Here is a 25,183-nt window from a genome sequence, read left to right as displayed (position 1 = left end):
CAGGGTTGAGAAACCGGTTTCCATCGCGAGAGGATACGAGCGTGGGACGGACACCGAAGGACTCGATCACGATCGCCGACGTCGCGCGGGCGGCGGAGGTGTCGCGGGCGACCGTGTCCCGGGTGATGAACGGTCGGCTCAGTGTCGCACCCGAGATCGTCGCCCGGGTGCGCGCCGCGGCGGAACGGCTCAACTACCGGCCGAGCGACCTGGCCCGCAGCCTGTCGCTGGGCCGGACGAACATGGTCGCGCTGGTCGTGCCGGACCTCGGCAACCCGCTGTTCCAGCAGATCCTGCGCGGGATCACCAACGCGTCCGCGGCGGCCGGCTACAAGGTGCTGGTCGCCGAGACCGCCGAGAACCCCGACGCCGAGGCGGCGATCGCGATCGAGGCCCGGCGCCGCTGCGACGCGCTGATCATGGTCTCGCCGCGGATGGACGAGGAGCGGCTGCTCGAGCTGCTGCCGCAGGCGCAGCCGGTGATCCTGGTCAACCGCCAGGGCCCGGCAGAGGTGGCGTCGGTGGTGGTCGACTACGGCCGTGCCGCCCGGATCGTCGTCGACCACCTGGTCGGCCTCGGGCACCGGCGGCTGGCGTTCCTGTCCGGCCCGGCGGCGAGCGCGTCCAACAAGCTGCGGCTGGCGGCACTCGACCTCGCCGAGCGGGAGATCCCCGGCCTGGAGCTGGTCCGGCTCGAGTGCGGCTGGTCGATCGAGGACGGGTACGCCGCGGTCGAGCGGGTGCTCGAATCGCAGGCCACCGCAGTGGTCGCGTTCAACGACCTGGTCGCGTTCGGGTTGCTGGCGCGGCTCAACGAGGTCGGGGTCGCCGTCCCCGAGGACCTCTCGGTGACCGGGATGGACGACATCGGGCTGGCACGGTTCGCCGTACCGTCGCTGACGACGGTGCGGGTGCCGCAGAAGGACCTCGGCGAGCTCGCGTGGCAGCGGCTGCATGCGGCGATCACGGCCGGAGCGGGCGAGGCCGACGCCGTACCCGAGCTGCGGCTGGCGGTGCGGGCGAGTACCGGTCCGGTGCCGCCGGAGCCGCGGTGGAGCGGGGACGGCGCCGCGGACCAGGTCGGGTGGCAGCGACAGGGCGACATCTACGCGCTCGGGAGTTCGGCGGGGCTGCTCGCGCGGTACGAGTTCGGGCGGCGGATGCCGCAGGTGCACGCACCGCGGCCGTACCTGCATCCCGTTCGGACGCTCGGCGGGCACCCCTTGACCGAGGTCAACCCGGTCGATCATCGGCACCACTACGGACTCTCGCTGTCCATCGCCCAGGTCAACGGCACGTCGCACTGGGGCGGTCGGACCTACGTGCGCGGCCAAGGCCCGACCCTGCTCACGAACCACGGTCAGCAACGCAGCCGCGGCGTCACGGTCGACGGCCGCTCGTTGATCGACGACATCACCTGGTACGACGAACAGGGTCGACCCCAACTGGTCGAACGGCGGCGCCTGACCGGGGACCTCGCTTTCGGCGGCTGGCGCCTCGACTGGCACAGCGTGCTGACAGCCCGCTACGGCTCGGTCCGCATCGACAGCCCGGCGACGTGTGGACGCGCGGGTGCTGGCTACGGCGGGATCTTCTGGCGGTTGCCCTCTGCGTCGACGACTGTCCTCTGTGCCGACGGTGACGGGCGCGACACTGCCTTTGGATCTCACAGTCCGTGGCTCGCCTTGGTCCAGGGCGATGTCACTCTGTTGTTGCTGCAGCCGGATCAGGTGTGGCCGTGGTTCCTGCGCACCGCGGAGTACGTCGGCGCGTGCCCTGCGCTCGCCTGGGAGCATCCGTTGACGCTGCAGCCCAACCAGGACCTGACGTTGTCGCTCACCGCGCTCCTGCTGGACAGGGCAGTGGACGCGGCTGAGGCTAAAACGTTGGCAGACCAGTTGTAGGCGACGACGCCAGCGCCGACTGCCAGCGCTTCGGCACACGGCCGGCCAGGCGTGCGTTCCGCCCGGCGGAGACGGCGTCGCGCATCGCGGCGGCCATCAGGGCGGGCTTCTCCGCGCGGGTCACCGGGGTCGCGAGCATCACCGCGTCGCAGCCGAGCTCCATCGCCAGTGCGGCGTCGCTCGCCGTACCGATGCCGGCGTCGACGATCACCGGGACGTTCGCCGCCTCGGCGATCAGCGCGATGTTGTGCGGGTTGCGGATGCCGAGCGCCGAACCGATGGGTGCGGCCAACGGCATCACGGCCGCACACCCGGCCTGCTCGAGGCGACGGGCGAGGATCGGGTCGTCGTTCGTGTACGGCAGCACGGTGAAACCGTCGGCCACCAACGCGTCCACGGCGTCGAGCAGCTCGACCGGATCCGGCAGCAGCAGGTGGTCGTCGGCGACGACCTCGACCTTGATCAGGTCGGTCTCCAGCGCTTCCCGGGCCAGCTTCGCGGTCAGCACGGCCTCGGCCGCGGTGTGACAGCCGGCCGTGTTCGGCAGGACGTCGATGCCGTGCTTCTTCAGCACATCGAGCACCGAGCCTTCGTGGCCGGTGCCGAGGCGGCGCATCGCGACCGTCGTCAGTTGGGTGCCGGAGGCAATCAACGCCTCCTCCATCACCTCGAGGTTGGCCGAACCGCCGGTCCCCATGATCAGGCGGGAGGTGTACGTGCGCCCGCCGAGCTCCAGTGGATCGTCCATCTCAGCCTCCCTGGGTCGCGCTGACGATCTCGACCCGGTCGCCGGGCGCGAGCGTGGTCTGCGCCCACTCGGCCCTGGTCAGCACGTTCTGGTTCACCGCGACCGCGATCCCCGTACTGCGGTCGGAGTACTCCGCGATCAGCTCGGCCACGGACCGGCCGGCCGACCCGTCGATCGCCGTACCGTTCACCCAGACGGATTCCATCGCTTCCTCCCTACGCCGGAATTACCCGATTCAGGTTCAGCGGTCGGTGACGGCCCAGTCACCCTCTCAGCCCACTCGCTGCAAGCTCCCGCGGACGCTTCGACTATAGCTGACGGGTCAGTCGACGGTGGTGCCGGTGAGGAGGGCAGCGAGCTCTGTCGGTCTGTAGAGGACCTGTTTGCCGGTGCGTTCCGGTTCGACGAGACCCGTGCGGCGGAGTAGCTGCAAGTGCTGGCTCACGGCGGACGGGGTGACCTTCAGCTCGCCGGCCAGGTCGGTCGTTGTCCGGGGATGGGTGAGGAGCTCGAGGATGTGCGCTCTCGGCGTACCGATCAACTGAGCGAGGTCATGGCGCGACGGTGGCTCGACGACCGACCACAGGTGCGCCTGACCGCGTGGCGGATAGCCGAGCAGCGGTTCGGCGCCAGGGTCGAACGGGATGACCGCGTGCGGGCCGAAGAGCGTCGGCTGCAGTACGAGTCCGCGGCCGGCGACGTCCTCGGTGCGGCTCTGTTCGGCGACACGGTCGACCTTGAGCAGCCCGTCGGCGTACGTGATGGCAGGGCCCAGCCCGTTGAGCATGGCGCCGGTGCCCTGTTGCGTGAGGACGTGGCCGCGGTAGCTGATGTCTGCGGACAGCAGTGTGCGCATGCGGCTCCAGTACGGCGCCATGACGGCGTCCCAGTACTGGCGTAGCGCCTCGACGACCTTGTCGACGGTGAGGTCCTCGGGGAGTTGCTGGTTGACCGCGATGATCTGACGTTCGAACGTGGCGGTGTCGACGGCGGCGATCAGGTTCAGCTCGTCTTCGAGTTGCGTGAGGGGCGAGGACGGGCGCGGAGTCAGGAAGTCCGGGCTGCCCATGGTGTCGTTGACGAGCCATCGCAGGACGTCCCAGTCGAGCTCCGCGACGTACGGCTGCACCGCCCGGACCCACGCCAGCTGCAGCGGGAAGCGGCCCGGATCCCTGAGGGCCCGCAACGACAGCACCATCTCCGCGACCGGCGACACCGCGAACCGGACGTCCGCCAGGTCCTGCGACGTCAGCTGATAGGTGAGCACCCCGATCCCTTCGTCGATGTAGGCAGATCCTAAATCGACAGGCTGTCGGTGGCGCATGCGATGGTCGGTGCCATGGGATTTCGCAGAATGGACACCGAGGAAATGGCCGAGTTCCTGGCGCAGCCCCTGATCGCGGTCCTGGCGATCGACGACCCGGGCTGGTCGCCGCACGTGACACCTGTGTGGTTCATGTACCTGCCGGACTCGGGCCGGTTCCAGGTGATGACTCCGACCCGGTCGAAGAAGACCAGACTGCATCGCACCGGCACAGGCGAGCTGTCGCTCTCGATCCAGACGGTCGAGGGCTCAACGGCTCGATATGTCAACATGCAGGGTGTGGCGCGCTTCCAGCCACTCGACGCCGACCTGCTGAACGCGACGGTGGAGAAGTACCTGCCGGAGGAGCACCGCGCCGCGTACGTCGCCGACCCACCCGAGGACGCGATGTTCGACATCACCCCACGCCGCATCACCACCGGGGTCATCGGCTGACAGTCGGCCGCCCTGCGTCGTCGTAATGGGTATGACTGAGTATGTACTCGACAGGGACCGGACCCGGATCGGCTTCGTGGCCGCTCACCGCGTAGGCGGCAAGGTGCGCGGCCACTTCCCGGCCGTCGAGGGCGCACTCCACATCGACACCGCCGACCCCACCGCGTCGACAGCCTGGCTGACCGTGGAAACGTCAAGCGTCAACACCGGCAACCCCCGCCGCGACAACCAGCTACGCCAGGACTTCTTCGGCACACCGACCTACCCCGCAATGACCTTCGTCGCCACCACCATCACCCAGACAGCGCCTGGCTCCTTCGACGTCACCGGCAACCTAACGATCCGCGGCACAACCCACCCGCTCACCGTGCCCCTCTCGGTAACCGACACCGGCGACGAGCTGCACTTCAAAGCCTCCCAAACCATCAACCGCCACACCTGGCAAGCCAACTGGAACGCCTTCACCACAGCCCTAATCCACCCCAACGTCGAACTAGACCTATCCCTCACCGCCAAACGCCACCCACCCACCTGACCCCGACCCGCCTGACCCCCACCGCACGCTCGACTCGCCGGCCCGGCTCCGCAGTCCGACGCTGTAACCCGGATCCCAGGGCCGAACCCGCGAGCCGGATCCTCGGCCCACTCCACGGGCGGCCTCGCAGGCAGAACCCGGGCCGCATCCTGAACCCCACTCCGCAGCCCGTTGCGCAGCCTCGCTCCGCACGGCCGGATCCTGGGCCCCACTCTGCGGCAGCTCTGTAGCCCGGCTCTCGAGGCCGGCTTCGCAGGTCGGATCCGCAGGGTCGGATGGTCGGGTCGGATCCTGGGCCCCACTCCACGGGCGGCTCCGCGGGCCGGCTCCTCGGGCGTCTCGGCGCGCCGGCCATCCGGTTCGGTTGCTCGGCCAGCTGCTCGGGGTCCGTTCCTCGAGCTGATCCTCGGTCAGCTGCCCGATCGGCTACTCGCAGGCGACGCCGTCGTGGTCGGCGTCGAGACGATAAATATCGGACCCGATGACATCAATCGGTCCGGCAACGTACTCCGGCCCATCGCCACTACCACCCGAACAGTCGACATCACTGGCAATCGGAACACACTCGCTGTAGTTCGGATCGCACCCGCCGCCGGCCTGCTCCTCCACCTTCGTCCCCACAGCCGTAACCTGCGACCGAGGCGCCTTCGCCACCTCCTGCCGCACCAGCTTCTTCCCCGTCTGCACGCCGTTCACAAACGTCACCCGATAAACCAGCCGCCGCGTACCGTTCACCCCCGCCGTACGAACAACCCGCTCACCCTTGGCCAACGAGTCATCCGTCACCGTCTTCTTCTTGAACGGAATCACCCGAACCTCCACGACCTCCTTGGTCGTGACCACCGGCCGAGCAGTCACCGTCAACGCAGGCGGCCCCGCAGTCTTATACGGCGGCAAGGGCGTCATCGGAGCCACAGACCCACGAGTGACAGCCGCCCCTGGCGACGCACTACCTCCCAAAACCCGCGCCGGCTCACCCGACGCCCCCGACTCCGCCCCACACCCACCCACAACCACCAAAAGGACAAACGCCCCCACCACAGCACGCACAATTCCCCCCAACCCACCAACGGTTCCCCCCGCGGCAGGCAAGCCATCACGAGTTCCGATCTATACCACCACTCCCCGTCACCAGACAACCCCTCACCCCAACCCCCCACCAAGCAAACCCCCACCAAACCTGACACACTGTTCCCCACACCACCTGAGGGCCTCTAGCTCAACTGGCAGAGCAGCGGACTTTTAATCCGCGGGTTGTGGGTTCGAGTCCCACGGGGCCTACAAAACCCCAGGTCAGGAGCCTGACCCGGGGTCTATAGTCACCGCAGTACATGGTTTACCCCATGGTTTTGCTCTCCGGGTCACCGTTGAGAGCCCTCTCCAGGGCGCTCGCCGCGGCCGGGTTCTTGGCCTTCCGACCCATGTAGACGTCCTGCGTCATCGACGGCCGTGCGTGCCCGAGTTGGTCTGCGATCTGCCGGGCGCTTTGGCCGGCGTCGTCGAGGATCGTTGCCGTGGTCTTCCTGAACACGTGGGAGGTCAGCCACGAGAACGCGTCAGTCTCGCTCGGCGCCGAGGCTTCATCGACCAGACGGAGCAGCGTAGCCCTCTGCTGACCGCGTAGCCGGTACAGATCCAGCAGCCCCGCCGCATCCTCTCGCGTGACCTTGAGCCGCGCGCACTCGATGAGGCTGATTCGTGAGCGGGACCAGCCGAGGCGCTTCGTCACCTCCGTTTGCGTTATGCCAGCGTCTCGCCTCGCCTTTCGCAGTTGCTCGCTCAGCGTTCGCCGAACCACACCACCGATCGGAGAGCGTGCCTTGCGTAGCTCCGTGTTGACGTTCGAGGGGTCACGGAATCCGCCGCGCGAGTCGGGGAATACCGCTTGTTCCAGCCGAATGCCCTGTGCCGCTCTCGCCTGCAGCATCGAGAGACACCAGGAGGGCACAATCAACACCCGCTCGCCAGCGCGGGATTTGGTGCGTGTTCGGATCAGTCCCTCACCAGTAACCCGGATGATCTGGTGGGTGATCTCGACCTCGCCCGTCTGCAGGTTCACCTGTGACCACAGCAGCCCGAGGGATTCTCCGATCCGCACACCCGTCGCGAGCATGAATGTAGTCAGGTCTGGAAGGTCCGCCCGAACCGCCGCAGGATCGTTGCTGATCTGTGTGAACCATGCTTCACGCTCGGCCTGTGTCAACGCGCGCGGCTTTCGCTTCGGCTGTCCCTCGACGCGCTCAACGTCGCGAACCGGGTTTACCGGGATCGCCCCAAACCGAACAGCTAGCCCCAGGATTCCTGAAATGATGCTCCGGCAGCTGCGCGCTGTGGAAGGACCGACCTCGTCGCGAATGCCACAGATCACCTTGTCGAGCAATGGCGTATTCATCTCGCCGAGGCGGAGATTGCCCAGCCCAGGCAGGATGGTCCTTTCGAGATGACGTCTGTAGGTGTCGAGGCTCCCAGCGGAGCGTTTGCCGTCCTTCACCATCTGCCGGAACTTCTCAAGCCACAGATCTGCGGCGAGCGAAAACTTGTCCGATCCCGTGAGCTTGTTGCCCCGGCCACCGTTGCGGCGTTCGATCAGCTTCTGCTGCAGGTTGTTTTCTGCAGCCGTCTTGCTCGGTCCGTACGCATCAACCTGCCGAGTCCGACCATCGAAGTCTCTGAAGTACGCCGTCGACCGGTAGCCGTCAGCTTTGCCCTTCTCGTTGGTGTGTGTGACGTAGGTGCGGAACTTGCCCCAGGTACCAAGCGGCAGAGGCTTTCGCGCCATCTTTGGGTGAGTCCTTTCAGTTCGTCAGGATGCGAGCTTCTGCGCGTCGAACCAGTCGACGACGTCTTGCGGGTCGTACCGAACGTGCTTGCCGACGCGAACTCCCTGAGGTCCGTAGTTCTCGGTCCGCCAGTTGTAGAGCGTCTTCACCGGAATGCCGAGGTACCGAGCAACGTCTTCCACGCCCCAGCGCGGTTCGGTGTTGAGTGCCATGGGTGGTGTGCTGGCCCTTCTCGTTGAGGTTGCGTGATGGATGAGGGACAGGTGGGACAGGTCCGCCGTGTGTCTGTTCCAGGTGTTCGTGCAGGTCAGACGAGGGTTTGGGACTCTGGGACAGCTGGGACAGTTCCGGTGTCGGGTGGGAAGTACCGGCCGCCATCGCGGCGACGGAGTTGCCCGTCGTCGGCCATCCGGGAGCAGGTGCGGCGGATGGTGTCGCGGTCTTCTCCGAGTGCGTCAGAGATAGCTTTCGGGGTCGCGCCGGGAGACTGACGCAGGTAGGCGAGGATCCCGGCACGGGTGCGGTGCAACGTGTGGTCCACGGCGGCACCGGCCAGCAGCGTCCACGTGCCCGTAGTGGGGTCGAATCGCATCGCGCGTTCGGCTTCGTCCACGTCGCGGCCGGTGATGTGGAGTACGCCGTCTGCCTCGCCGCGGGGCCGCTTGAGGGCCATGATCGTGTCGGCCGCGCCGACGATTCCGTTGGTGCCAGATAGCTCAGCGGTGAAGTCGTCGGCGGCCATCTTGCGCAGGTGGTGTACGAGCACGACCGCGATCCCGTAGGTGTCGGCAATGCGCTTTGCGCGGCCCATGGCGGCGTAGTCGGCGTCGTACGGATTTACGCCAGGTGCGCTGGTCCCCCGCATCTTGGCGAAGACATCGATCACGACCATGCGCGCATTCGGCCGAGTGTCGAGCCATCCGCAGATTGCGTCCGCCCCGCCGGCGGGCAAGGTCGGGAACTCGGTTAGCAAGGTCAGCCCAGCAGGCGCTGGCTTGCCGTCCAGGATCTTGCCCATGCGGCTTTGCAACCGTCGCGGGGTGTCTTCCAGCGCCAGGTACAGCACCTCGCCCGGATCCACGTTGACCTCACCGAGCACCGGCGCACCGGCCGCGATGCCGAGTGCGAGGTTGAGCGACAGCCACGACTTGCCTGCCTTCGGCGCACCGGCCAGCAGGGACAGCCCTTCGGGGATGAGGCCTGGCACAGCCCAGCGCGGCGGCGCGAACTGTTCGGCCATCAGCCGGTCGGCTGTCCAGGCGTTTGCGAACGGATCGACCTTCCGCGGCCGCGCCGGTTCGGGCTGCGGTGTCTGCTCGAGCGGTGGCGGCCAGCCGGGATAGATGACCTCCGCCATCCGGTCCGGCTGATCGTCGTACGGGTCGGGTGTGGTCATCAGGCGGCTACCTGACGCGGACGCTTGGCCCCGGCGCGCAGCCCGGACGTGATGGTCTTGTCAGCTTCCCAGGCCGTGTAGGCACCGGTCGCAATCTGCGTTGCGGCCGCGTCGGTGAGAACGGCGCGTACGTCCGGCTCGGTCAGAGAGCCCCCGGCAACCAACTGCCCCAACGCGACAGCGGCGGTGTAGAGCACGTGGTTGCGCTCGCCCTCGCACGCGGTGCGGACGCGTTCGGTTTCGGCCCGGATCGCCGCATCCAGATAGCCCGAGCGGCGACCCCTCTCCAACCGAATCGGCGTGGCCTGCTGAGCCGGCACCGGCCCGGGCGTCAGCGCCTCTGTGAGCCACTGGGGCAGCGGGGCCGGGGAGACGTCATACACGGTGCGGTAGCGGCGTCCTGAGACCACCGAAACGGCACCGACGACGTATCCGCCGTGGGCGCGGGTGTCGACCAGCCAACCAAGCCGGCCCTGCGTATTCCGCAGCTGGATCCCTTGCGGTGCGGCGAAGTACAGGTGCTCCCCGCCGCGCCCCGTGAGAACGGTGTGGGTGTTCCACGGGTAGGTCGCCCCGGCCGCGTCTGCGCGGTCCGCCAGAACGTCGGCACCGCAGGTCAGGCCGGGCGTGCGCCACGACGCGGGGGCTGTCTGGCCGGGCTTGGGTTGGTCCAGGTCGACCACGACCAGACGGGACGGTCCGCACGCGATGCCGATGCCGTACGGGCTGGACGACCAGCACCGCTCGATCCGTGCCGGATCGGTGGTGGCACGGTGCTCCCAATCCCCGATTGCCGGCCGCTTGCCGTCCGGGACGAGCGGGAACACGTGCCAGCCTCGCGATGCAGCAGTGAGGGCGGCGGTCAGCAGGTCGTTCATCGGCGGTTCCTCCTCCGAGATGGGTCAAGCTGCGTGCGGGTAGCCGGCGGCGTCGATGCAGTCCACGCAGCGGCCGTCCGAGGTCGGGATGCAGTAGTCGGTGACGGCGCGGCACAGCCCGCAGGTGCGGCGGGCCTGCATCGCCTTGTCCAGGGCGTTGAGCTGTGCCGGCGACGGGACGCGGGAGGGCTTGGCGAGGTCGAGTCGGTACAGCCAGGCCCAGCGTTTGCCGTTGCGCCAGACCAGCAGCGCGTACGGCTCCTGCCGGCCCGGACACATCCGCATCGCCCGGAGCTGACGGCGGGTCGCGAGCCCTGCGGGCGCCCATCTGAACCGGAAGACCGGGGTTCCGTAGTGGTCCCAGCCGAGGGCCTGTTGGCCGTTCCACAGCTCGATCCAGCGCGACGCGGCCGGGTGCAACGTGGCGCGGTCCAAGGCCGTGCTCATGCCGTCACCCCCGCCTCGTCGTTGGCGTGGTGTACGGCGGCGATGCGGCCGGCGACCCACTCGAAGACCGGGACGGCGACGCTGTTGCCGAGCTGCGCGTACCGGTCACGATCGGACTGTGGGATGCCGTGGGAGGCGGCAGTCCAACCGTCCGGAAACCCTTGCAGGCGTTCGGACTCCAGCGGAGTCAGCCGACGCGGCCCGGTGTGGGACTGAACCACGTAGGTGACCATCGACGGGTCCTGTTTGTCGTTGCCGCCGTGGCTGACCAGCGAGTGCGCGTACGCCGGTGCCCAGGTCGTCATGCCGCCTCGCTGTCCGCCGCCGCGACCTGTTCCAGCGCCTCCCGCAGCGGTGGTGGGAGGTTGCGGCGTCGGCGGGTGGTGCGGGTGAGGATGCCCCGGCAGACGGTCGGGTTCAAGGAGTACGCGGACAGGTGCGGTCCGGTCTCCAGAATGTCCGACAAGGACGAGGCGGCGGCGTCGGTGGGGTACTCCGAAACCGCGACCGTCCAGCACCCGCCAGGCACTGTCCATCCCGAGGTCGGCCAGGTCCGCGAGGACGGTGCCGAAGTCGCGGCCGTCGTTGACGGACAGAAGGCCAGGGACGTTCTCGCCAAGGAACCAACGGGGCCGTAGCTCACCCAGCAGTCTCGCGACGTGCAGCCACAGACCCGAGCGTGGATCTGCCAGGCCGCCACGACGGCCGCGAGATGAGTTTCCTTGGCAGGGCCACCCGGCAGCGAGGACGGTTCGGTCGGGAACAACTCCAACTGCGATGAGGTCATCGGCGGTCACCTTCGTGAGGTCTTCGAACAGCACGGTTCCGGGGAACCGGTCGGCCAGCACGCCCCGTGCCTGCGCGTCGATCTCGACAGCCGCTGTGGTGGAGATACCGGCGCGCTGAAAGCCGAGATCGATGCCGCCAATGCCGGCGCACAGCGACACGAGCTGTAGACCGTCGTTGGTCTCAGTCATCGGGGCGGTCATGAGCGCTTGCCCTTGCTGGTGGCGTTCTGGCCAGCGCCGCGGACGGCGCGGATGTGGTTGATGACGTGGCGGCCGAGCCGGACCCGCAGCCCGGAGCCGTCGCAGCGTGGGCAGTGGCGGTAGGCGTTGCCGAACGGGGACTTGAACTTGCCGACGCCCTTGCACTTGCGGCACTTGCCGAACGGCCACACGAGGCAGGTGAACAGGTAGAACGCGACGGCGACGGTCACGATCAGTAGGACCGTGGCGACCTGTCCGGCGGTGTGAATGCTCGCGGAGAGGATAGCGGCGTGGTCGCTACCGTGGGTAGCGGCAGCGGGGATAGCGGTAGCGGGGTGGTGGGACACGGGGTGCCTCCAACGGGCTGTTTTTGGGCGTGAGGAGCCGTGGCCGCTACTCGCTACGCGTGAGTGAACGGCCTGGTCAGGTTCGGGTTGCGGGGTAGCGGGACGGGTAGCGCAGCCGCTACCGGTAGCGTTCCGGCCGCTACTGCAGCCGTCCCGCACCCTAGGTTGTTGCGATTACTCTCTGTAGATCATTTGGTGTTGTCGCGGCGGGCCATGGCGGCGCGCAGGTCGTCGGCGGAGACGCCCTTGCGGACTACGCCGTCGCGCTTCACGTTCACGCTCGGGACGCCCTGGGCGCGGGCCTGCGCGCTGATCGCTTCCGGGGTGGTGCCGTCGTACTGCTCGGGCATCTGATCCGCCAGGCGGCCGGCGATGGTGTCCCAGTGCGCTTTGCCGTCCGGGCCCATGACGGTCAGTACGTCGGCCAGTACGTCGCGGGTGGCGCGCTCCAGCTCCTCCCCTGCGGCCTCGCCGGTGAGGGTGCCGAGCTGTTCGCGGTGCTTCCTTGCGGCGGTGGTGATCTTGTCCGCGTCGGCCGCGTCCGCGAGGAACGACCGGACGGTTGGCGTGTTGTCGGTGACGCCGTACAGGTAGCCGACGCCGCGGTACTCGTCGCCAACCGGCAGTGCGGCGGCGTCGAAGCCTTCCGCGTAGGCGTCGCCACCGAGCACGGCCTCGGACACGATCCGGTTGCCGCACTTGAGCGCGAAGCGTGCCGAGTGGTTGTCGCGGTACCGGTTGAACAGGCGGCCCACGTCGCCCGCGCCGACACCGGAGGGCTTTTGCGAGCTGGACTCGATGATCACGCCGGCACTCGGCCCCACGGCCTGGATGCGGGAGAGCTTGGCCGCGATCTCCTTGTTCACGGCCTGGTCCTCGGTCTCGAAGTAGACCTGGAACTCCTCCATCACCAGCACCAGCACGCGCAGGTCCGGGTAGCGCGGGTCGCGGGCGAGTTCCTTGGTCAGCTTGCCGTCCGGGCACATCGTGACCGGCAGCTTGGTCAGGATGCTGTTGACGCGGTCGATGTGCGCGAGCACCTCGTCCAGGATCGCCTGTAGGCGCTCGATCGGGTTGTTGTCGTTCGGGTTGGGGTGGGTCCCGAATACCGTGCGGTGGGCGATCTTCTTGAACGCCAGCCAGTCCGGGGAGTTCTTGCCGTCGACAACGATCAGCTTCACGTACGGGTCCAGTGCGGCGTGCAGGGCCACCAGGCGGGCGAAGAACGTCTTGCCCTTACGCGGCTGCGCGCCGACCAAGAGCGAGTTCCACATCAGTGACAGCGTGACCAGCGCGTCTCGTTCGTCCTTGCCGAGCTTGACCGGGTCCCAGATGCTGCGGGGCTTGCAGTCGAGCATGTCGGTGCGGCCGACCGGTACCGCGAGCGGGTCGCGGTCGGACACGAACAGCGTGTGCCGGCGCGAGCTGGTCTTGTCCGGGGTCAGGAACACCTGGTTCAGGTGCACGTCGAGACCGGACGCGATCTTCTCGCGGACGCCGACCACGTCGGACCAGCTCTTGCCGTATGGGAGATCCACGACGACCTGGGAGCCGGTGTTCTTGGCGTCGCGGGACATGGGCGACCCGAACCGGACCTCCTGGTCGGCCTTGTCGGGCTTGCCGAGACCGGCCGCGTAGTACGCCCGCAGCACGATGTCGGAGTTCAGCTTGCGGTATCGGGGCGCGACGACAGCGGTACCGAGGACGGTCTGACCTGCGGGTCTGCCGTAGTGCGCCAGTCCGGCGGCCGCCGCCGCGCCCGCGATCGCGAGACCGGCGGCCGGGGCCGCGTTCCACGCGATCGGCAGCCCGATCAGGAGACCGAGGTTCTGCGCTGCGAGGACGAGACCGCGCCACATGCGGGTGGCCTTGAGCTGGCGGTGGATCTTCTCCCACTCCTTCAGCTCGCCCGCGTCGGCGGCCTTCTGCTCCAGCACGACCGAGTTCGGGACCCACCACCAGCGCATCTGCCGACCGATCAGCCGCGACAGCCCGCGGGTGGCGAACCAGCCGAACTTCGTTGCGTACCAAGGGGATCGGACCGCGTGGAACGCGGTCACGTGGCTGGCGCGGGCCAGGGCGCGGGTGGTGGTGGCGCGCAGGTTCTGCGGGTGCAGGTGGGTCGGGATGATGGGCAGCCGCGCACCCTCGCTCACCGGGACCGGCAGACCGGGCGTGTCCACCGGAACGATGACCTTGCCGGTGGCCGGGTCGTCGTCGGTGTCGTCCAACGCGATCTCGTAGGCGGTGTCCATCGACTCCACCTCCCCCGCCGACAGCGGGACGAGTACGCCGGCCGTCTCGTCGGTGGGCTTGGTGTCGTCGTCGCGGCGGGCACGGTCCAAGCGGTGCGCGTCCAGGTCGATCGGGTCAGGCAGCTCGTTGTTCGGGTTGGTCATGGGCTCGGTCATCGTCAGTGGCTCCCGTTCTCGCGGGTGTGGATCAGGTGGGCCAGCGCGGCGCCCATACCGAGCACGGCGACGGGCAGGCAGGCAACGGCGGTGGTGATGGGCCACGGGGCGGCGGTGACGCCGGCGGCCTCGAGCAGGTGGTAGGCGACCTGTCCCAGGGCTCCGAGTCCGAGCGCGGACAGGGCGGAGATCTTGGCGAACTTCCGTGCCTTGGCCGGGACGCGGTCGGACAGCCACACTCGCAGCGCGAACGCGGCGTAGGTCTCGACGCCGATCGGCAGCGTGATCGCGGAGTTGATCGTGAAGCCGTCCGCGATCCCCGGCAGCGGGTGCACGACACCGAACCCGGTCAGCTCCCCGAGTCCGACCCAGCCGGACCAGACCGCGACGAACGCCGGCAGCGCCAGCAGCAGCACCGGCCACGCCCGAACCGGGCGCATCTCGTCCCCGGTCTCAGCCTCGGTGTCCGGAGTCGCCACGGAAGCCGGGGAGATGCCCCCGCGCCGGACCAGCCGCGGGAACCACTGCGGCCAGCCCGCGCGCTTCACCGAAACCGGCGCTACAGGCTCCCTGACCTGCGGAAACTCATCCTCAGCAGACTCACGAGCCGTCTCCATGACCTCCGTCATGGTCTCGGTCTCGGTGCCGGTCTCGTCCGGGTCTGGCACCGAATGGAGCCGGGTTTCCGGGTGGTTCTGGGCGGACTCGCCGGTCAGGGCGGCATGCACGGCCTTGGCCTTGTCCTTGCCGATCCGCAGGTGCTTCATCAGCCGGTTCTGCGACGGGATCTCGCCCAGCTCGGCGGCGAGGCGGCGGGCGACCGGGATCAGGTCCTCTACCGGGACCGGGTACGACGTACGCAGTGGAGTGCTCATCGCGCCTGACCTCCCGTCAGGTGGCTAGCGACCCAGCCGCCGGCATGCGGCAGCGTGTCGGCGGTGTGCAAGACGTGATCGCCGTGCCAGACGATCCACGCCGTTCCCAGCGCCGTCCGGGGCGAGACAACCTGGAGCAGGTCGTAACCGGCGAGCTTCCACCAGCCGAGGTCGACCTGTACGAGGTCCGACGCTGGCAACCCGGCAACCTGCGCGGTCATGCCACGACCTCCGTGTCCGGCTCGCGGTCGGCCAGCTCCCGACCGATCTCCAGCACTCGGCGCTGCGCGCGGCGGATTCGGCGCGTCTCCAGTTCCGATGCGTACGGACCGGCGTTGATGAACGCGATCTGCGCATCCAGCAGGTCCAGTTCGGCCGAGATCAACGGCCACTCCTGCTCGATACCGGCCAGGTCCGCAGGGGACGGTTCCTCGCTACTGACGGCCGACAGGTGGATGATGCTCATTGGGTTCTGCTCCTGTTCGTAGAGGGACTGGTGCGGCCCTGACGCCTCGGCGGTGCCAGCCGCCGGGGCGTCGCTCTTGGAAGCCGAACCAAAACTTGAAGCGATACCGTGTTGCGCAACACCATATGCCTTCAGCGAGAGTTGCGCAATGGAGGAGCGATACACTGGTTCGGTGAGTGATCCCAGGGAAGCGCTCTCGGCCGCTACCACGAGGTATCGAGAGACCGAATCCGCCCACGAAGAGGCGCGGCAAGCAGTACTAGCGGCCGCGTTAGCCGCTCTGCGTGCGGGAGTGACCCCTACCGAGGTCGAGCGGCTGTCGCCGTTCACGTCGGCGTATATCCGCCGAAAGGCCCGCGCTGAGGGGGTGCCTCCCGCGCCTCCCGGCCCCAAGCGGGTCAGTTCCTGAGTGGTCGGTTCGTCCATGGCTTCAGCCTCAAGCCGAATCCGGCTGGCGACGTGCACTCGGCAGGCTGCGCACTTTTGTGCGCATTACCCGACCGGGCACACGGTTCACTAGAGGGACCAGATCAACGAGGGGAAGTGCAGATGCACATCGGTGAGCGCATCGGGGCGTACCGCAAGCGACGCGGTATGTCGCAGGACGCCCTGGCTGGCCTCGTCGGAATGTCGCGGTCTTGGCTCTCACAGGTCGAGCGCGGGATTCGCGGTGTCGATCGACTGTCCACCCTGAACGACCTAGCAACCGTCCTACGCATCGATGTTGCCGACCTGATCGGCCGCGACTGGGTCCTAGCCCCCGACGCCCCAGAGCAAGTAACCGCCGTCGATGCCGTACGAAGCCAGCTCGCGAGCTACCACCACCTCCTGGGCGAGCAGGCAGCCCCGTGGCCGCTGCCTCAGCTCCGCACCGGGGCCGTGCAGGTCCACCAGGCGTACCAGGCGGCGGAGTACCACCGCGCGACCGAGATGTTGCCCGCGCTCATCGAGGCGGCCGACGCACTCGACGGCTACCAGGGACGCGAAGACCGAGAGACGCATCTCGCCCGATGCTCGGTCTACGTCGCCGCCGCAAAGCTCCTCACGAAGGTGGGCGAGCACCAGCTCGGCTGGCTGGCCGCCGACCGCGCAACCCACGCAGCCCTCGCGGCCGACTCCAAGGCCGCCCAAGGCATGGCCGCATACCAGGTCGTGATCGCGCTCCTGCGAAGCGAGCACATCGACGATGCCGAGCGGGTCGCTATCCGGTCCGCCGAGGGCCTCATGCCGCTCATCGGTTCCGACACCCCAGACACCGTCTCGCTCGCCGGTTCACTGTGGCTCATCTCGTCGGTCATCGCTGCCCGCCGCACTGACCGTTCCACGGCCGCCGAGCGCCTCGATACGGCGGGGCAGCTTGCCGACCTCCTGGGCCACGACGGCAACCACTGGTGGACGGCATTCGGCCCCACCAACGTCCAGATTCACCGCGCCTCGGTGGCATCTGAATTCGGGGACCCGTACGACGTACTTCGGGCAGCTACCGAAATCGACTCCAGCACATTGCCGGCGGGCCTCCAGGGCCGCCGCTCCCGCCTCCACATCGACCTCGCATGGGCACAGACCCAGGCGAAGAACGACATGGAAGCGATCCTCCACCTCCAGCAAGCCGAACGCGTGGCGCCCGAGGCGATCCGCTACCACACCATCGCCCGCGAGCTCGTCCGAGAACTCCTCCGCCGCTCCCGCAAACCCACCCCAGCCCTAACCGCCATCGCGACCCGAGCAGGAGTCCTCGATTGACCAGCAAGACCCTCTTCATAGTCGTCTGCGGCGCTCCCTTGGCCTCCCGCGCCGGCGATGGCGTACGAGTAGCTCGCGAGCACGGCTGGGAGCCGTTTGTCATCCCCACCGACGCCGCTATGCCCTGGCTAGCTGACCAAGACCTCGGAGATGCGCCCATCATCACCGGCAATCGCGCCCCTAACGAGTCGAAGCGCGCACCGAGGCCCGATGCAGTAGCTGTGGTGCCTGCAACCTTCAACACGCTCAATGCCTGGGCGAACGGCAACGCGCACACCTACCCACTGACGGTTCTCTGTGCTGCGCTCGGGTCGCGGACGCGAACTGTAGCGGTGCCGTTCGCGAAGTCTGACCTAGCTGGTCATCCCGCTTGGCTCGCATCTCTCGCAGTGCTGCGTTACGCGGGAGTTGTTATCTCCGACCCCCATGATGGAGCGATAACTTCGCTCCGAGCCGTGGAATCCGGCACAGGCCATCACGTTGCGGTGGACTTCCGCTGGGAGTGGGTTCTTAACCACCTCAAATGAGGTCGGAACATAAGTGGTCCAGCATCGGCGTACCGGCAGGTAGGCCGTGCGCATGACGGCTCATCACAAAGCGTGGGTCAGACGTTACCGAAGCTGGAGTCGTAGAGATGCGCCGCCCGACCAATCATTTGTGCGTAGTTAAACTCGCTGCTAGGAGCCGGCGCGGGAGCGGAGGTAACGACGTGGACCGGGCTCCCATCGTTCAGCATTGAGACAAGCATGATGCCTAGCGCATCGAAGCCAGCCCGTCCCGACCCCGGCCCCGGCCGTCGACGTATCTCGCGAAGTCTCTCGACTGTGCGTTCGGTGACGTGAGGCTGGTTGTGAACCGATGGCACGGCCGGAGCGTCATGTGTGATCTCGCGCCGGTGAAGATCCGGGCTCACGAAGGTCTCGGCGACGTTCACCATTACGAACCCCACAGCGAGCGCATTGGGGTTGTCACCGTGCACTGTGGCGTGACTTGAGGAAAGCTCGTCGTAGAGGCGCGGGAGTGCCTTGATGTGAGCTGTCATGCAGGCCTTTGCCTCAAGAGCGACTAGGACGGTTGCTCCAGCTGTACTGGCTTGCCCCGTGGGAAGGCCAGCGAGTGTACGTCGCTCTTCATCGACAAGCTCGATGCCGTACTTGACGCCTAAGTCAGTCAGATCGAACGCGTGTCCAACGCGTTGCCCTCCGGGCCCAGGTGTCCGAGCGATGACGAGGTCGAGGTCCTTCTTCTTTCCGGTCTCCCAGTCGTTCAGCTGTCGATTGATACCGAATGCGACCTTGCCATCACGGACATGTCGTTGAAGAAGGCTGCTTGCTTGAAGCAAGTCAAAAAGAACGGCCCAACAGGCAACTTTTGAGTGCCTGTCCGAGCGAGAGTGATATTGCCAGGTATGTCCGAACTTGTCGCCCACGCTCGGGACGCTGAGAGTCCGAGCGATGATCTCAGGACCCCTCACGCGACGACCTGCCTAGGATCGCCGCCCATTTGGAACAAGTGCTTCTCGACGTCGTCCAGGAATCCGGGGATAAACCTAAGCGTGCTTGCCCGCGCACGCCGCAGGAAGCCAGCCGTTGCCCGTGCAGACAGCTGATTCGGTTCACGGATGAACTCTTCGAGGTGCTCATAGGGCATCTGCTGCGGCCACCGAGTTAGGTTCGCCTCGTAGGCGACGCCATCCTTGCCCCATGCCGCGACCGGCCAGGCCTCACCTGGCGTGAGTGGCCGATCCGCCGACCCGCTGTAAGGCTGTGGATTCGCGAGCTGGGCTCCGACCCAATCTGACATCAATGTGCTTACTGCGTTCCCCACAAGCTTCCAACGGTGGCCCACTCGAGCACCCGGAACCTCCAACGCTGGCAGCGTCCAGTTGGCTGCGAAGCCTTGCAGCCTCTCGGCATCCGTGATCCCAGGAGTGACGATTCCCCGACCGCCTGTCAATCGAATGGCCGGCGGACTAGCAATCCCGATCGAGGACCCACCCTTGATGGTCGGCACTGCATCTACAGCCCAGCCCAGGCCGCGCACGCCCTCGGTCCAGTAGAAGCCACATGCTCGGCGATCGGGGTCGTCACTCGGAGGCTCGCCAACATCCTGATTGAAGAGAACTTCACGCGGATCTTCCGTGCGTGATGCCAGCATCAGGACCCGGAGGCGCCGCTGTGGCAGCCCGAATGAACGGGCGTCTACGACGCGGTAAGCCCACGCGTAACCCAACGATTCCAACTCGGTCACTAGGTGATGCATACCGCGTCCACGGTCTAGCTGCAGCATGAACGGGACGTTCTCCAGGAGCAGCCACCGCGGACCGCGCTTCCGCGTGATCAATCGGAACACGTGATCAACCAGACCCGAGCGCTCGCCACCGATACCGACCGTTCGTCCCGCTTGGCTCAGGTCCTGACAGGGGAAGCCCGCGGCGACCAGCTCAGTGTTCTGGGGCAAGGCCCGCAGCTTCGTGACATCGGGAGTTTGGGCAATGTCTGGGAAGTGCGCCTTCAGAACAGCCTGAGCACCGGGATCGATCTCGCAGAGGAGCTCAGTTGACCACCCATGTTTGTGCAACCCGAGCTCGACCCCACCGATGCCTGCGAACAGTCCAACGACCGTCCCTGCACCGCTCACGCGTCGCTCCCCTCGTCCGCCGCATCCCGACATCGGGAAGCCTACCGGGCGGACTCCGACAGTTTTCGCCGCCATGCCGCCCGGCCCGCCGCTCCTCAACGCTTCACTCGCGACGTACCTTGGTCAGGCGAACCTCCGACGCACGGCACCGATGCAGACGCACGCTAGATGCCGATGATGTGGCGACTTTCTTCCAGGAGCCAACTTGGAAGACTCGGAGCAGCCTCAAGTATCTCCCTGGTCACCGAAGATCCGTAGAGCGCAGCAAGCGCGCAGACCAGCAGTCCGGGCGATGACCGGCTCCTCAGCGGAAACGCGGGCCGGGTCTCGTTGATATCGCCGTCCTCGCTTCCCCCCTCAACCTCTAGCGACTCATCGGCAACAGCATTCGCGTGCGCGTAGAAGTCTTCATACCCAAGGCCAGCCGGCGCATTCATGCTCCAGCCTGCGATGCGTTGAGCGTGTGGAAAGTAGTGAGCGCGCGGCGAAGGCTTCTTCTCAGGTCCAGACTTCGGCATTGGGTCGCCCATGTCGAAGCGCCAGCCGTGGACGTCCACCTCGCCGGAGCGCACGAAGTACGTGGCAACCCGGATAGAGATCTCCAGCGTGTCGCCTGGCTTCCGCATCAGGATCAACGCCACGGGAACAAGTGCTGGCTCCGCGACAACAATCGGGGCGCCGACTACGAACCCATCGTCGACCGCGAGCCAGTTCACCTTTTCAAGACGCGCTTTACATCTATTTACGCCGTTCGTGCCGATACGCGGAAATCCGTCGAGACGTCGAGTGAGTGGACCTTGAGGAACCGTTGCACCCTCATATGCAGTCCAGGCGTCGACTATGGACGAGATGGCTGAGATGTTGCTCCCAACGGTCTGCGAGGCGCTCACAGCATGCGCCGCAGTGGGTCGTACCTCACGCCTTCCACCGCCTCGACGAACCGTCGAGCATACGGGCCTGGAACGTCGGTCTCGACCTCTTGTGCGCTATCAAGTGGAATAAATCTCGACGTGTCCTCGCAGAATGCCAAATCGGGCCACTCATCGGGCTCGGGAAGGCCCGCCGCCAGACCTCTAACCTTCGTGGCCGACCAAGCCGGTCTCGACAGGTATTGTTCGGCGGCCGGCTCAATCGACTGCAAGAGCTCGACGGCTTCCGCCGCGGCACCACCGTTCGCCACTATCTCTGCTCTGCTTTGCTTGGTCGCGAACCTGTTCCATTCCTCAGCCGCGCGCGCGGCTGAGCCGCCGAGCTGAGGGTGACGGATGACCAGATGAGCGAGATCTGCAAGTGCGTTTTGACCTGGGAGAACGGTCTGCTCAAGCCATCTCGAAGCGACTGACGCTGCGATAGCCCTACGGCATTCAGGATCCGGCTGCCCATCCTTGACTGTGAGGCCTAGCGATGTGTCGACGAGGTGATCGAAGGTGACTTCTTTCACGTCTTCGACATCAAGGACTTCGCCGAGGAGATCCAACTGACGCGCACTGAATCGCTCGCCATTCAGGTTCAGGGACTCCAACACCGGCGCAGAAAGTTCGGTAGCTGCAAGTCGGGCCCGCCACAGCAGATCCGCCTTGCAGAGGACCGGCCACGACCACGGGTGAAATTCTCCTGGTATGTCACTGACGCCAGACCACAGGGCCTTCGAACGTAGGTCCGCCTGGCTGATATTGAGGTCGGCATACGAATCTGAAAAGCGCTGCATTGTGATGTCAAAAGTGGCTTCTTTGAAACGCTGATTAATAACAACGAGGAAGCCGGCGTCAGAGTAACAGCGGGCAAGATAAGCGATCGACTCGCCTGAGCGATTTCGAAGTCGATCTAACACATGCTCAGCGGTCTTTTCTTCGAGTTTGCCTAATGTTATCGAATCTGGTGTCAGGTCATAATCGATAAGTGCGATTGCGGCGGTATCGAAGACGGCTGCGTCGGAGATGCCCGCCAGGATGCGCCTTGCCTCCGCGGCGTCAGGACCATTGCCATCCTCGTCCGGCCGCAAAGCTTCCCTTCGTCTATTCAAGCCTTCAACGGCATCGGCCAATTCTTGTCCCGATAATGTCTTGACATCGAATCGGTCCGTTCCGGGCATCGAAGTCACGGCGTCTGTCCACCGCTTTGCGCGTTCGGGATTATCATCGCAGATGAGGATGATCGGCTGAGGCGTCATTTCCGTCCTTCCCAGGAGATGGTGACTGCTGTCGCATATCCCGGCTCGGGCTGCGTAAATGCCACGTGAGCCCCTAGTTCATCGGTGATCATTCTTACAATCGTAAGCCCCAAGCCCGTTCCGCCGAGACCAAGCGCTGCAACTTCAGGCGGTAGCTTTGCGCCACGTTCGAATGGTTCCCACAAGCGGTCTGAATCGGCTAGATCGACACCACTCCCATTATCTTGAACTCGTACCCAGCCTTTAGCATCGCTCCCGCCGCCATCGACATTCACGATTGGTTCTCCATCACACTGAATCAGTGCATTGAACGCATTTAGGTAGAGATTTTGAAATACCGCAGACCATGCAGGTAGGGCTGCTCTCGGCAATCGCAGATCTGCCGGAACGTCGTCGGTCTTAATCGGGATTCCGGCAGACAAAACCCGAACCTGATCGGCAACCTTCCTCGCGAGAGTGCGCGCTTTGAATCGGTCCTTCGCGATGCGAGTCTCTTCATCCATGAGGCCAGCCAGAATGTTCCGGATCCCATGGGCGCGGTCGACCCAGTCTCGCATCTCTGATACAGCAGATCCGACCGTGGCCCTGGCCGTCAGCGGAATAGCGTCCAGCACACCCGCGAGATCGGTCGCAAGGTCCTCGATGGTCCGGATCTGCTTGCTGATTTCGTGCTCGTAGGCCAGGGCTGTCATCCCAGCGGTCGCAAGTGCGCCGAGAAGCGCCGCGTGCTCACGGCTAATCTCCTCAAGTGCCTCGGCCTCCTCAACAGCAAGCGCGACGGCCCGATCCAAGTCCTGAAAAGTCGATGCCGGAAGTGCTGGTTTCGCGTCGCGAATTGCACTTCTAATTTCCGCGAAGGAACTGGACGGGGGCCGCCCGGAACCCATCCGTCTACTCCGGGCCTTGGTTAGCCGGGTGCGCGCTTGCTCCATCGCATAGAAGTCCAGGGCAGCGCGAATCATGACCCGCAGACGTTCATAAGCCGCGTTGTCGACCAGTCGGTCACGGGTCACCTGAATAGCTAGAGCGTCGGGGTCAAGACCCGACTGCGACGAATGGACTTGTGCTTCCCGAGTGGTAGAGACATTCGCATGCCCAAAAAGCCGGCGATTCGTGGGCAGATCTTGGAGACCGCGGTCCACTTGCAGGCTCGCGGGCACAAGCTGCGATGTCGAGAGTCGCGCGGCATGACTGCGTTCCAGGTCGAGCCAATCGTGGTCGGCACCGTAGTACGGGAGCCGGAATGTTTCGTCGTATATACCTACGCCACCGAATCGTTCGAGATACTCTCGAGCTGTCCCGACTTTGACTCCTTCTGGCTGACGGTTCACAAGGTCAAATACTTTGATATCGAACGAGACTTCGCTGATTTGGCATTCAGGCACACGCCACGTCGTCTTGCGAGGCTCTTGCCCTCTTAGCTCTACGGTGACGTCGAGCCACATGGTCGGATGAGGTGGAAACTGACGGTGTGGCGCGCCCTCGGTCTGATCCGCACCTTCGTCATCAACCTGTACTTCTCCTAATTCAGTTGTTTCCTCATCGTCGAGACTTTCTTCTGTCCGCCTCGTCGGCAGTGTCGGAGGTAGGTCGGCTCGCGGATCGGTCGGATCCACTGTTGGTGAACCTTCAGATCGGAGTTCGCCAGTAATTCGAGCACTCCAAATGTCGAGCACCGCGTTCATTTGGCGGTTGAAGCGCTCATAGACCTTCTGAAATCGAGTAGTAAAGACGATATTGAATGCATTCGGGTCGTCCTCGGCGACCTCAAATGGAGGCTGCAGGCTCCAAATCTCCTGAGCAAGTCGCCTGAATGCCACTGCGTCCCAACGATGCACCAGGTCTGTGAGCTCAACACGCGTTCCATGTGGGGAACCCGCTGCGAAGGTTGCCCGTGGTGCCGCGATTTCAACCGGCACTTCTACGGACGTGAGATCGCCGGACTCTACCGCCTCATCCCAGTTTATCGAGGCATCGATCTGTTCGTGTAACCCGACGCTCTTGTGCAACGGATTGGACAGGCTATTCCCCTCTGGATCAATCAACCCCACGCTCGAAAGGTGGGTTTTGCGAGCGAGCAGTTGCACTGCCAGGCGCCCCACCCCCTTCGATCCGGTCATTGATCGATGGAGCGCTGGCGACGTCCTCGTACGTTCCTTGTGCGTCGTCCCAACGCGCATCCACTTGCTGTCGAAATCGTCCGGGGACATACCATGGCCGTCATCGGTCACAACGATGCGACTTGGGTCAAACGCAATCTCGACCGTTCGCGCGTCCGCGTCGTAGGCGTTCTTGATCAACTCGGCCAGGGCTATGTGCGGGCGGCCAACCAGCCGCTCGCCGAGCTCACGTAAGAGCCGAGCGTCGACTGTGAACTTGCGGCGACCCGTGACCATGCCAGCCCCTTGTTGGTTCAGCCTCCTGATACCCCTCAACCTATAGGCAGACCGACTTCTTGTGACGCGAGACCCGCCTGCCGGTGGCAGGGATGCAGCAGCTTCACGCCGGGCGAGGGGTCTTCTCCCGCTGAACTGCCATGACGAGGCGACGACACCTGGTGTTGGGTGGCGGAAGCGGCGAGATGGAGGTCCGAGACTCTCTAGCCCTGGTCGACCAAAGGTGCGCCATCAGTCGGCCGGTACTGTCCGGTTTGTGGAGGATCGAGATCATGCCTATGCAACATGGTTGGCTGGCCTTCGGGTTCTGACGAGCTCTCCGGGTGCCGCGACGGCCTGGCGGGAAAGGCGTTGGCGCTTCGCCCACCGTGTGGGAGAGTCGCTTGCTGCCGAGTTGCCCGGGAAGCTGCGCCTCGGTCCAGCCGTCTACGGTATTTGGCTGGACTGGGGATTGCTCTATGTCGGCCAGACAGGTGACGCGTCTCGACGCTTGAGGGATTTGCCTGTAGGGGAGAGCCATCATCTTGCGAACACGTTTCCGCCCGAATTATGGGAGCGCATCGTCGTTATCGCGTGGTCTCACTTGGCAGAGGCCGCAGATCTGATCAAACGGATCGATGCAAGTCACATCGGTTTAGCCCTGGAGTATCACCTCCAGGTGGCTACAAAGCCACTGGCGAACGCATCTAGGCGGACATC

The 25,183-nt window shown here is 65.7% G+C and carries 25 protein-coding genes, 1 tRNA gene, 1 pseudogene and 1 riboswitch; of the genes and pseudogenes, 6 read left to right on the top strand and 21 right to left on the bottom strand.

The features are described 5' to 3' along the window. The first annotated feature begins 41 nt into the window (after nt 1-41). Nucleotides 42-1,904, top strand: a complete 1,863-nt coding sequence (locus ABZW60_RS06705; protein ID WP_355474757.1) for a DUF6807 family protein — start codon at nt 42-44, stop codon at nt 1,902-1,904. Here ABZW60_RS06705 and ABZW60_RS06700 read toward each other — a convergent pair. The 3 genes from ABZW60_RS06700 to ABZW60_RS06690 all read right to left on the bottom strand — a co-directional run bounded on the left by ABZW60_RS06700 (nt 1,879) and on the right by ABZW60_RS06690 (nt 3,919). Further along, on the bottom strand, nt 1,879-2,652 hold the full coding sequence (locus ABZW60_RS06700) for a thiazole synthase (protein WP_355474756.1): 774 nt from the start codon (nt 2,650-2,652) through the stop codon (nt 1,879-1,881). The two genes, ABZW60_RS06705 and ABZW60_RS06700, sit on opposite strands and share 26 nt — an antisense overlap. A gap of 1 nt (nt 2,653) precedes the next feature. Then, complete coding sequence (thiS, locus tag ABZW60_RS06695) at nt 2,654-2,857, bottom strand: sulfur carrier protein ThiS (RefSeq protein WP_355474755.1); 204 nt, start codon at nt 2,855-2,857, stop codon at nt 2,654-2,656. Beyond that, a riboswitch (TPP riboswitch) is annotated at nt 2,848-2,959 on the bottom strand. It overlaps the preceding gene by 10 nt. A gap of 15 nt (nt 2,960-2,974) precedes the next feature. After that, complete coding sequence (locus ABZW60_RS06690; protein WP_355474754.1) at nt 2,975-3,919, bottom strand: DUF5937 family protein; 945 nt, start codon at nt 3,917-3,919, stop codon at nt 2,975-2,977. A gap of 72 nt (nt 3,920-3,991) precedes the next feature. On the opposite strand from ABZW60_RS06690, the gene ABZW60_RS06685 reads away from it, so the two are divergent. Together ABZW60_RS06685 and ABZW60_RS06680 are read left to right on the top strand one after the other, a co-directional pair. Beyond that, the gene (locus ABZW60_RS06685; protein WP_355474753.1) at nt 3,992-4,411 is read left to right on the top strand and encodes a pyridoxamine 5'-phosphate oxidase family protein; all 420 of its coding nucleotides are present in this window, start codon (nt 3,992-3,994) and stop codon (nt 4,409-4,411) included. A 31-nt stretch (nt 4,412-4,442) separates the two neighbouring features. Beyond that, on the top strand, nt 4,443-4,946 hold the full coding sequence (locus ABZW60_RS06680; RefSeq protein ID WP_355474752.1) for a YceI family protein: 504 nt from the start codon (nt 4,443-4,445) through the stop codon (nt 4,944-4,946). Nucleotides 4,947-5,372: 426 nt separating this feature from the next. Here ABZW60_RS06680 and ABZW60_RS06675 read toward each other — a convergent pair whose 3' ends face one another. Then, nucleotides 5,373-5,789 (bottom strand): G5 domain-containing protein, encoded by a 417-nt coding sequence (locus tag ABZW60_RS06675; protein ID WP_355474751.1) that lies wholly within the window; start codon nt 5,787-5,789, stop codon nt 5,373-5,375. A gap of 365 nt (nt 5,790-6,154) precedes the next feature. Between ABZW60_RS06675 and ABZW60_RS06670 the strand changes: the two genes are divergently transcribed. Next, a tRNA-Lys gene (locus ABZW60_RS06670) sits at nt 6,155-6,227 on the top strand. A 55-nt stretch (nt 6,228-6,282) separates the two neighbouring features. Here the strand turns inward: ABZW60_RS06670 and ABZW60_RS06665 are convergent. The 12 genes and pseudogenes from ABZW60_RS06665 to ABZW60_RS06610 all read right to left on the bottom strand — a co-directional run bounded on the left by ABZW60_RS06665 (nt 6,283) and on the right by ABZW60_RS06610 (nt 15,961). Further along, a complete protein-coding gene (locus ABZW60_RS06665; RefSeq protein ID WP_355474750.1) occupies nt 6,283-7,725 on the bottom strand; it encodes a tyrosine-type recombinase/integrase in 1,443 nt (480 codons plus the stop codon). Nucleotides 7,726-7,749: 24 nt separating this feature from the next. Then, the gene (locus ABZW60_RS06660; RefSeq protein WP_355474749.1) at nt 7,750-7,938 is read right to left on the bottom strand and encodes a helix-turn-helix domain-containing protein; all 189 of its coding nucleotides are present in this window, start codon (nt 7,936-7,938) and stop codon (nt 7,750-7,752) included. Nucleotides 7,939-8,033: 95 nt separating this feature from the next. Further along, a complete protein-coding gene (locus tag ABZW60_RS06655; protein WP_355474748.1) occupies nt 8,034-9,122 on the bottom strand; it encodes an AAA family ATPase in 1,089 nt (362 codons plus the stop codon). After that, nucleotides 9,122-10,000: a bifunctional DNA primase/polymerase gene (locus tag ABZW60_RS06650; protein WP_355474746.1), complete on the bottom strand. Its 879-nt coding sequence runs from the start codon at nt 9,998-10,000 to the stop codon at nt 9,122-9,124. Before ABZW60_RS06650 ends, ABZW60_RS06655 begins: the two co-directional genes overlap by 1 nt. Before the next feature lie 24 nt (nt 10,001-10,024). Next, nucleotides 10,025-10,447: an RRQRL motif-containing zinc-binding protein gene (locus ABZW60_RS06645; RefSeq protein ID WP_355474744.1), complete on the bottom strand. Its 423-nt coding sequence runs from the start codon at nt 10,445-10,447 to the stop codon at nt 10,025-10,027. Next, nucleotides 10,444-10,752, bottom strand: coding sequence for a DNA cytosine methyltransferase (locus ABZW60_RS06640; protein WP_355475843.1), 309 nt, complete (start codon nt 10,750-10,752; stop codon nt 10,444-10,446). The genes ABZW60_RS06645 and ABZW60_RS06640 overlap by 4 nt, the downstream gene beginning before the upstream one ends. A 192-nt stretch (nt 10,753-10,944) precedes the next feature. Further along, nucleotides 10,945-11,424, bottom strand: a pseudogene (dcm, locus tag ABZW60_RS06635) (DNA (cytosine-5-)-methyltransferase); the annotation flags it as partial. Nucleotides 11,425-11,432: 8 nt separating this feature from the next. Continuing rightward, nucleotides 11,433-11,666, bottom strand: a complete 234-nt coding sequence (locus ABZW60_RS06630; protein ID WP_355474742.1) for a hypothetical protein — start codon at nt 11,664-11,666, stop codon at nt 11,433-11,435. A 305-nt stretch (nt 11,667-11,971) separates the two neighbouring features. After that, nucleotides 11,972-14,194: a cell division protein FtsK gene (locus tag ABZW60_RS06625; protein ID WP_355474740.1), complete on the bottom strand. Its 2,223-nt coding sequence runs from the start codon at nt 14,192-14,194 to the stop codon at nt 11,972-11,974. A gap of 2 nt (nt 14,195-14,196) precedes the next feature. Further along, nucleotides 14,197-15,069 (bottom strand): ABC transporter permease, encoded by an 873-nt coding sequence (locus ABZW60_RS06620; protein WP_355474738.1) that lies wholly within the window; start codon nt 15,067-15,069, stop codon nt 14,197-14,199. Continuing rightward, nucleotides 15,066-15,290, bottom strand: coding sequence for a hypothetical protein (locus ABZW60_RS06615; RefSeq protein ID WP_355474736.1), 225 nt, complete (start codon nt 15,288-15,290; stop codon nt 15,066-15,068). The genes ABZW60_RS06620 and ABZW60_RS06615 overlap by 4 nt, the downstream gene beginning before the upstream one ends. Beyond that, the gene (locus tag ABZW60_RS06610) at nt 15,287-15,961 is read right to left on the bottom strand and encodes a DUF6284 family protein (RefSeq protein ID WP_355474734.1); all 675 of its coding nucleotides are present in this window, start codon (nt 15,959-15,961) and stop codon (nt 15,287-15,289) included. The genes ABZW60_RS06615 and ABZW60_RS06610 overlap by 4 nt, the downstream gene beginning before the upstream one ends. Before the next feature lie 123 nt (nt 15,962-16,084). Between ABZW60_RS06610 and ABZW60_RS06605 the strand changes: the two genes are divergently transcribed. Together ABZW60_RS06605 and ABZW60_RS06600 are read left to right on the top strand one after the other, a co-directional pair. Further along, the gene (locus ABZW60_RS06605; RefSeq protein WP_355475841.1) at nt 16,085-17,278 is read left to right on the top strand and encodes a helix-turn-helix transcriptional regulator; all 1,194 of its coding nucleotides are present in this window, start codon (nt 16,085-16,087) and stop codon (nt 17,276-17,278) included. Further along, the gene (locus tag ABZW60_RS06600) at nt 17,275-17,805 is read left to right on the top strand and encodes a flavoprotein (protein WP_355474732.1); all 531 of its coding nucleotides are present in this window, start codon (nt 17,275-17,277) and stop codon (nt 17,803-17,805) included. The genes ABZW60_RS06605 and ABZW60_RS06600 overlap by 4 nt, the downstream gene beginning before the upstream one ends. 77 nt (nt 17,806-17,882) lie before the next feature. Here the strand turns inward: ABZW60_RS06600 and ABZW60_RS06595 are convergent, their stop codons facing one another. The 5 genes from ABZW60_RS06595 to ABZW60_RS06575 form a co-directional block, all read right to left on the bottom strand. Beyond that, nucleotides 17,883-18,707 (bottom strand): hypothetical protein, encoded by an 825-nt coding sequence (locus ABZW60_RS06595; RefSeq protein ID WP_355474730.1) that lies wholly within the window; start codon nt 18,705-18,707, stop codon nt 17,883-17,885. Nucleotides 18,708-18,748: 41 nt separating this feature from the next. Next, on the bottom strand, nt 18,749-19,918 hold the full coding sequence (gene dcm, locus ABZW60_RS06590; RefSeq protein ID WP_355474728.1) for a DNA (cytosine-5-)-methyltransferase: 1,170 nt from the start codon (nt 19,916-19,918) through the stop codon (nt 18,749-18,751). A 164-nt stretch (nt 19,919-20,082) separates the two neighbouring features. Then, on the bottom strand, nt 20,083-20,808 hold the full coding sequence (locus ABZW60_RS06585) for a hypothetical protein (protein ID WP_355474726.1): 726 nt from the start codon (nt 20,806-20,808) through the stop codon (nt 20,083-20,085). Next, the gene (locus ABZW60_RS06580; protein ID WP_355474724.1) at nt 20,805-22,088 is read right to left on the bottom strand and encodes a hypothetical protein; all 1,284 of its coding nucleotides are present in this window, start codon (nt 22,086-22,088) and stop codon (nt 20,805-20,807) included. Before ABZW60_RS06580 ends, ABZW60_RS06585 begins: the two co-directional genes overlap by 4 nt. Then, nucleotides 22,085-24,484, bottom strand: a complete 2,400-nt coding sequence (locus ABZW60_RS06575; RefSeq protein WP_355474722.1) for an ATP-binding protein — start codon at nt 24,482-24,484, stop codon at nt 22,085-22,087. The genes ABZW60_RS06580 and ABZW60_RS06575 overlap by 4 nt, the downstream gene beginning before the upstream one ends. Nucleotides 24,485-25,183: the final 699 nt, after the last annotated feature.

It is taken from the genome of Kribbella sp. NPDC003557, assembly GCF_040610805.1.
Classification (GTDB): Bacteria; Actinomycetota; Actinomycetes; order Propionibacteriales; family Kribbellaceae; genus Kribbella.
Note: the sequence above shows the minus strand (reverse complement) of the source record. Positions and strands in the feature narration are given on the sequence as shown.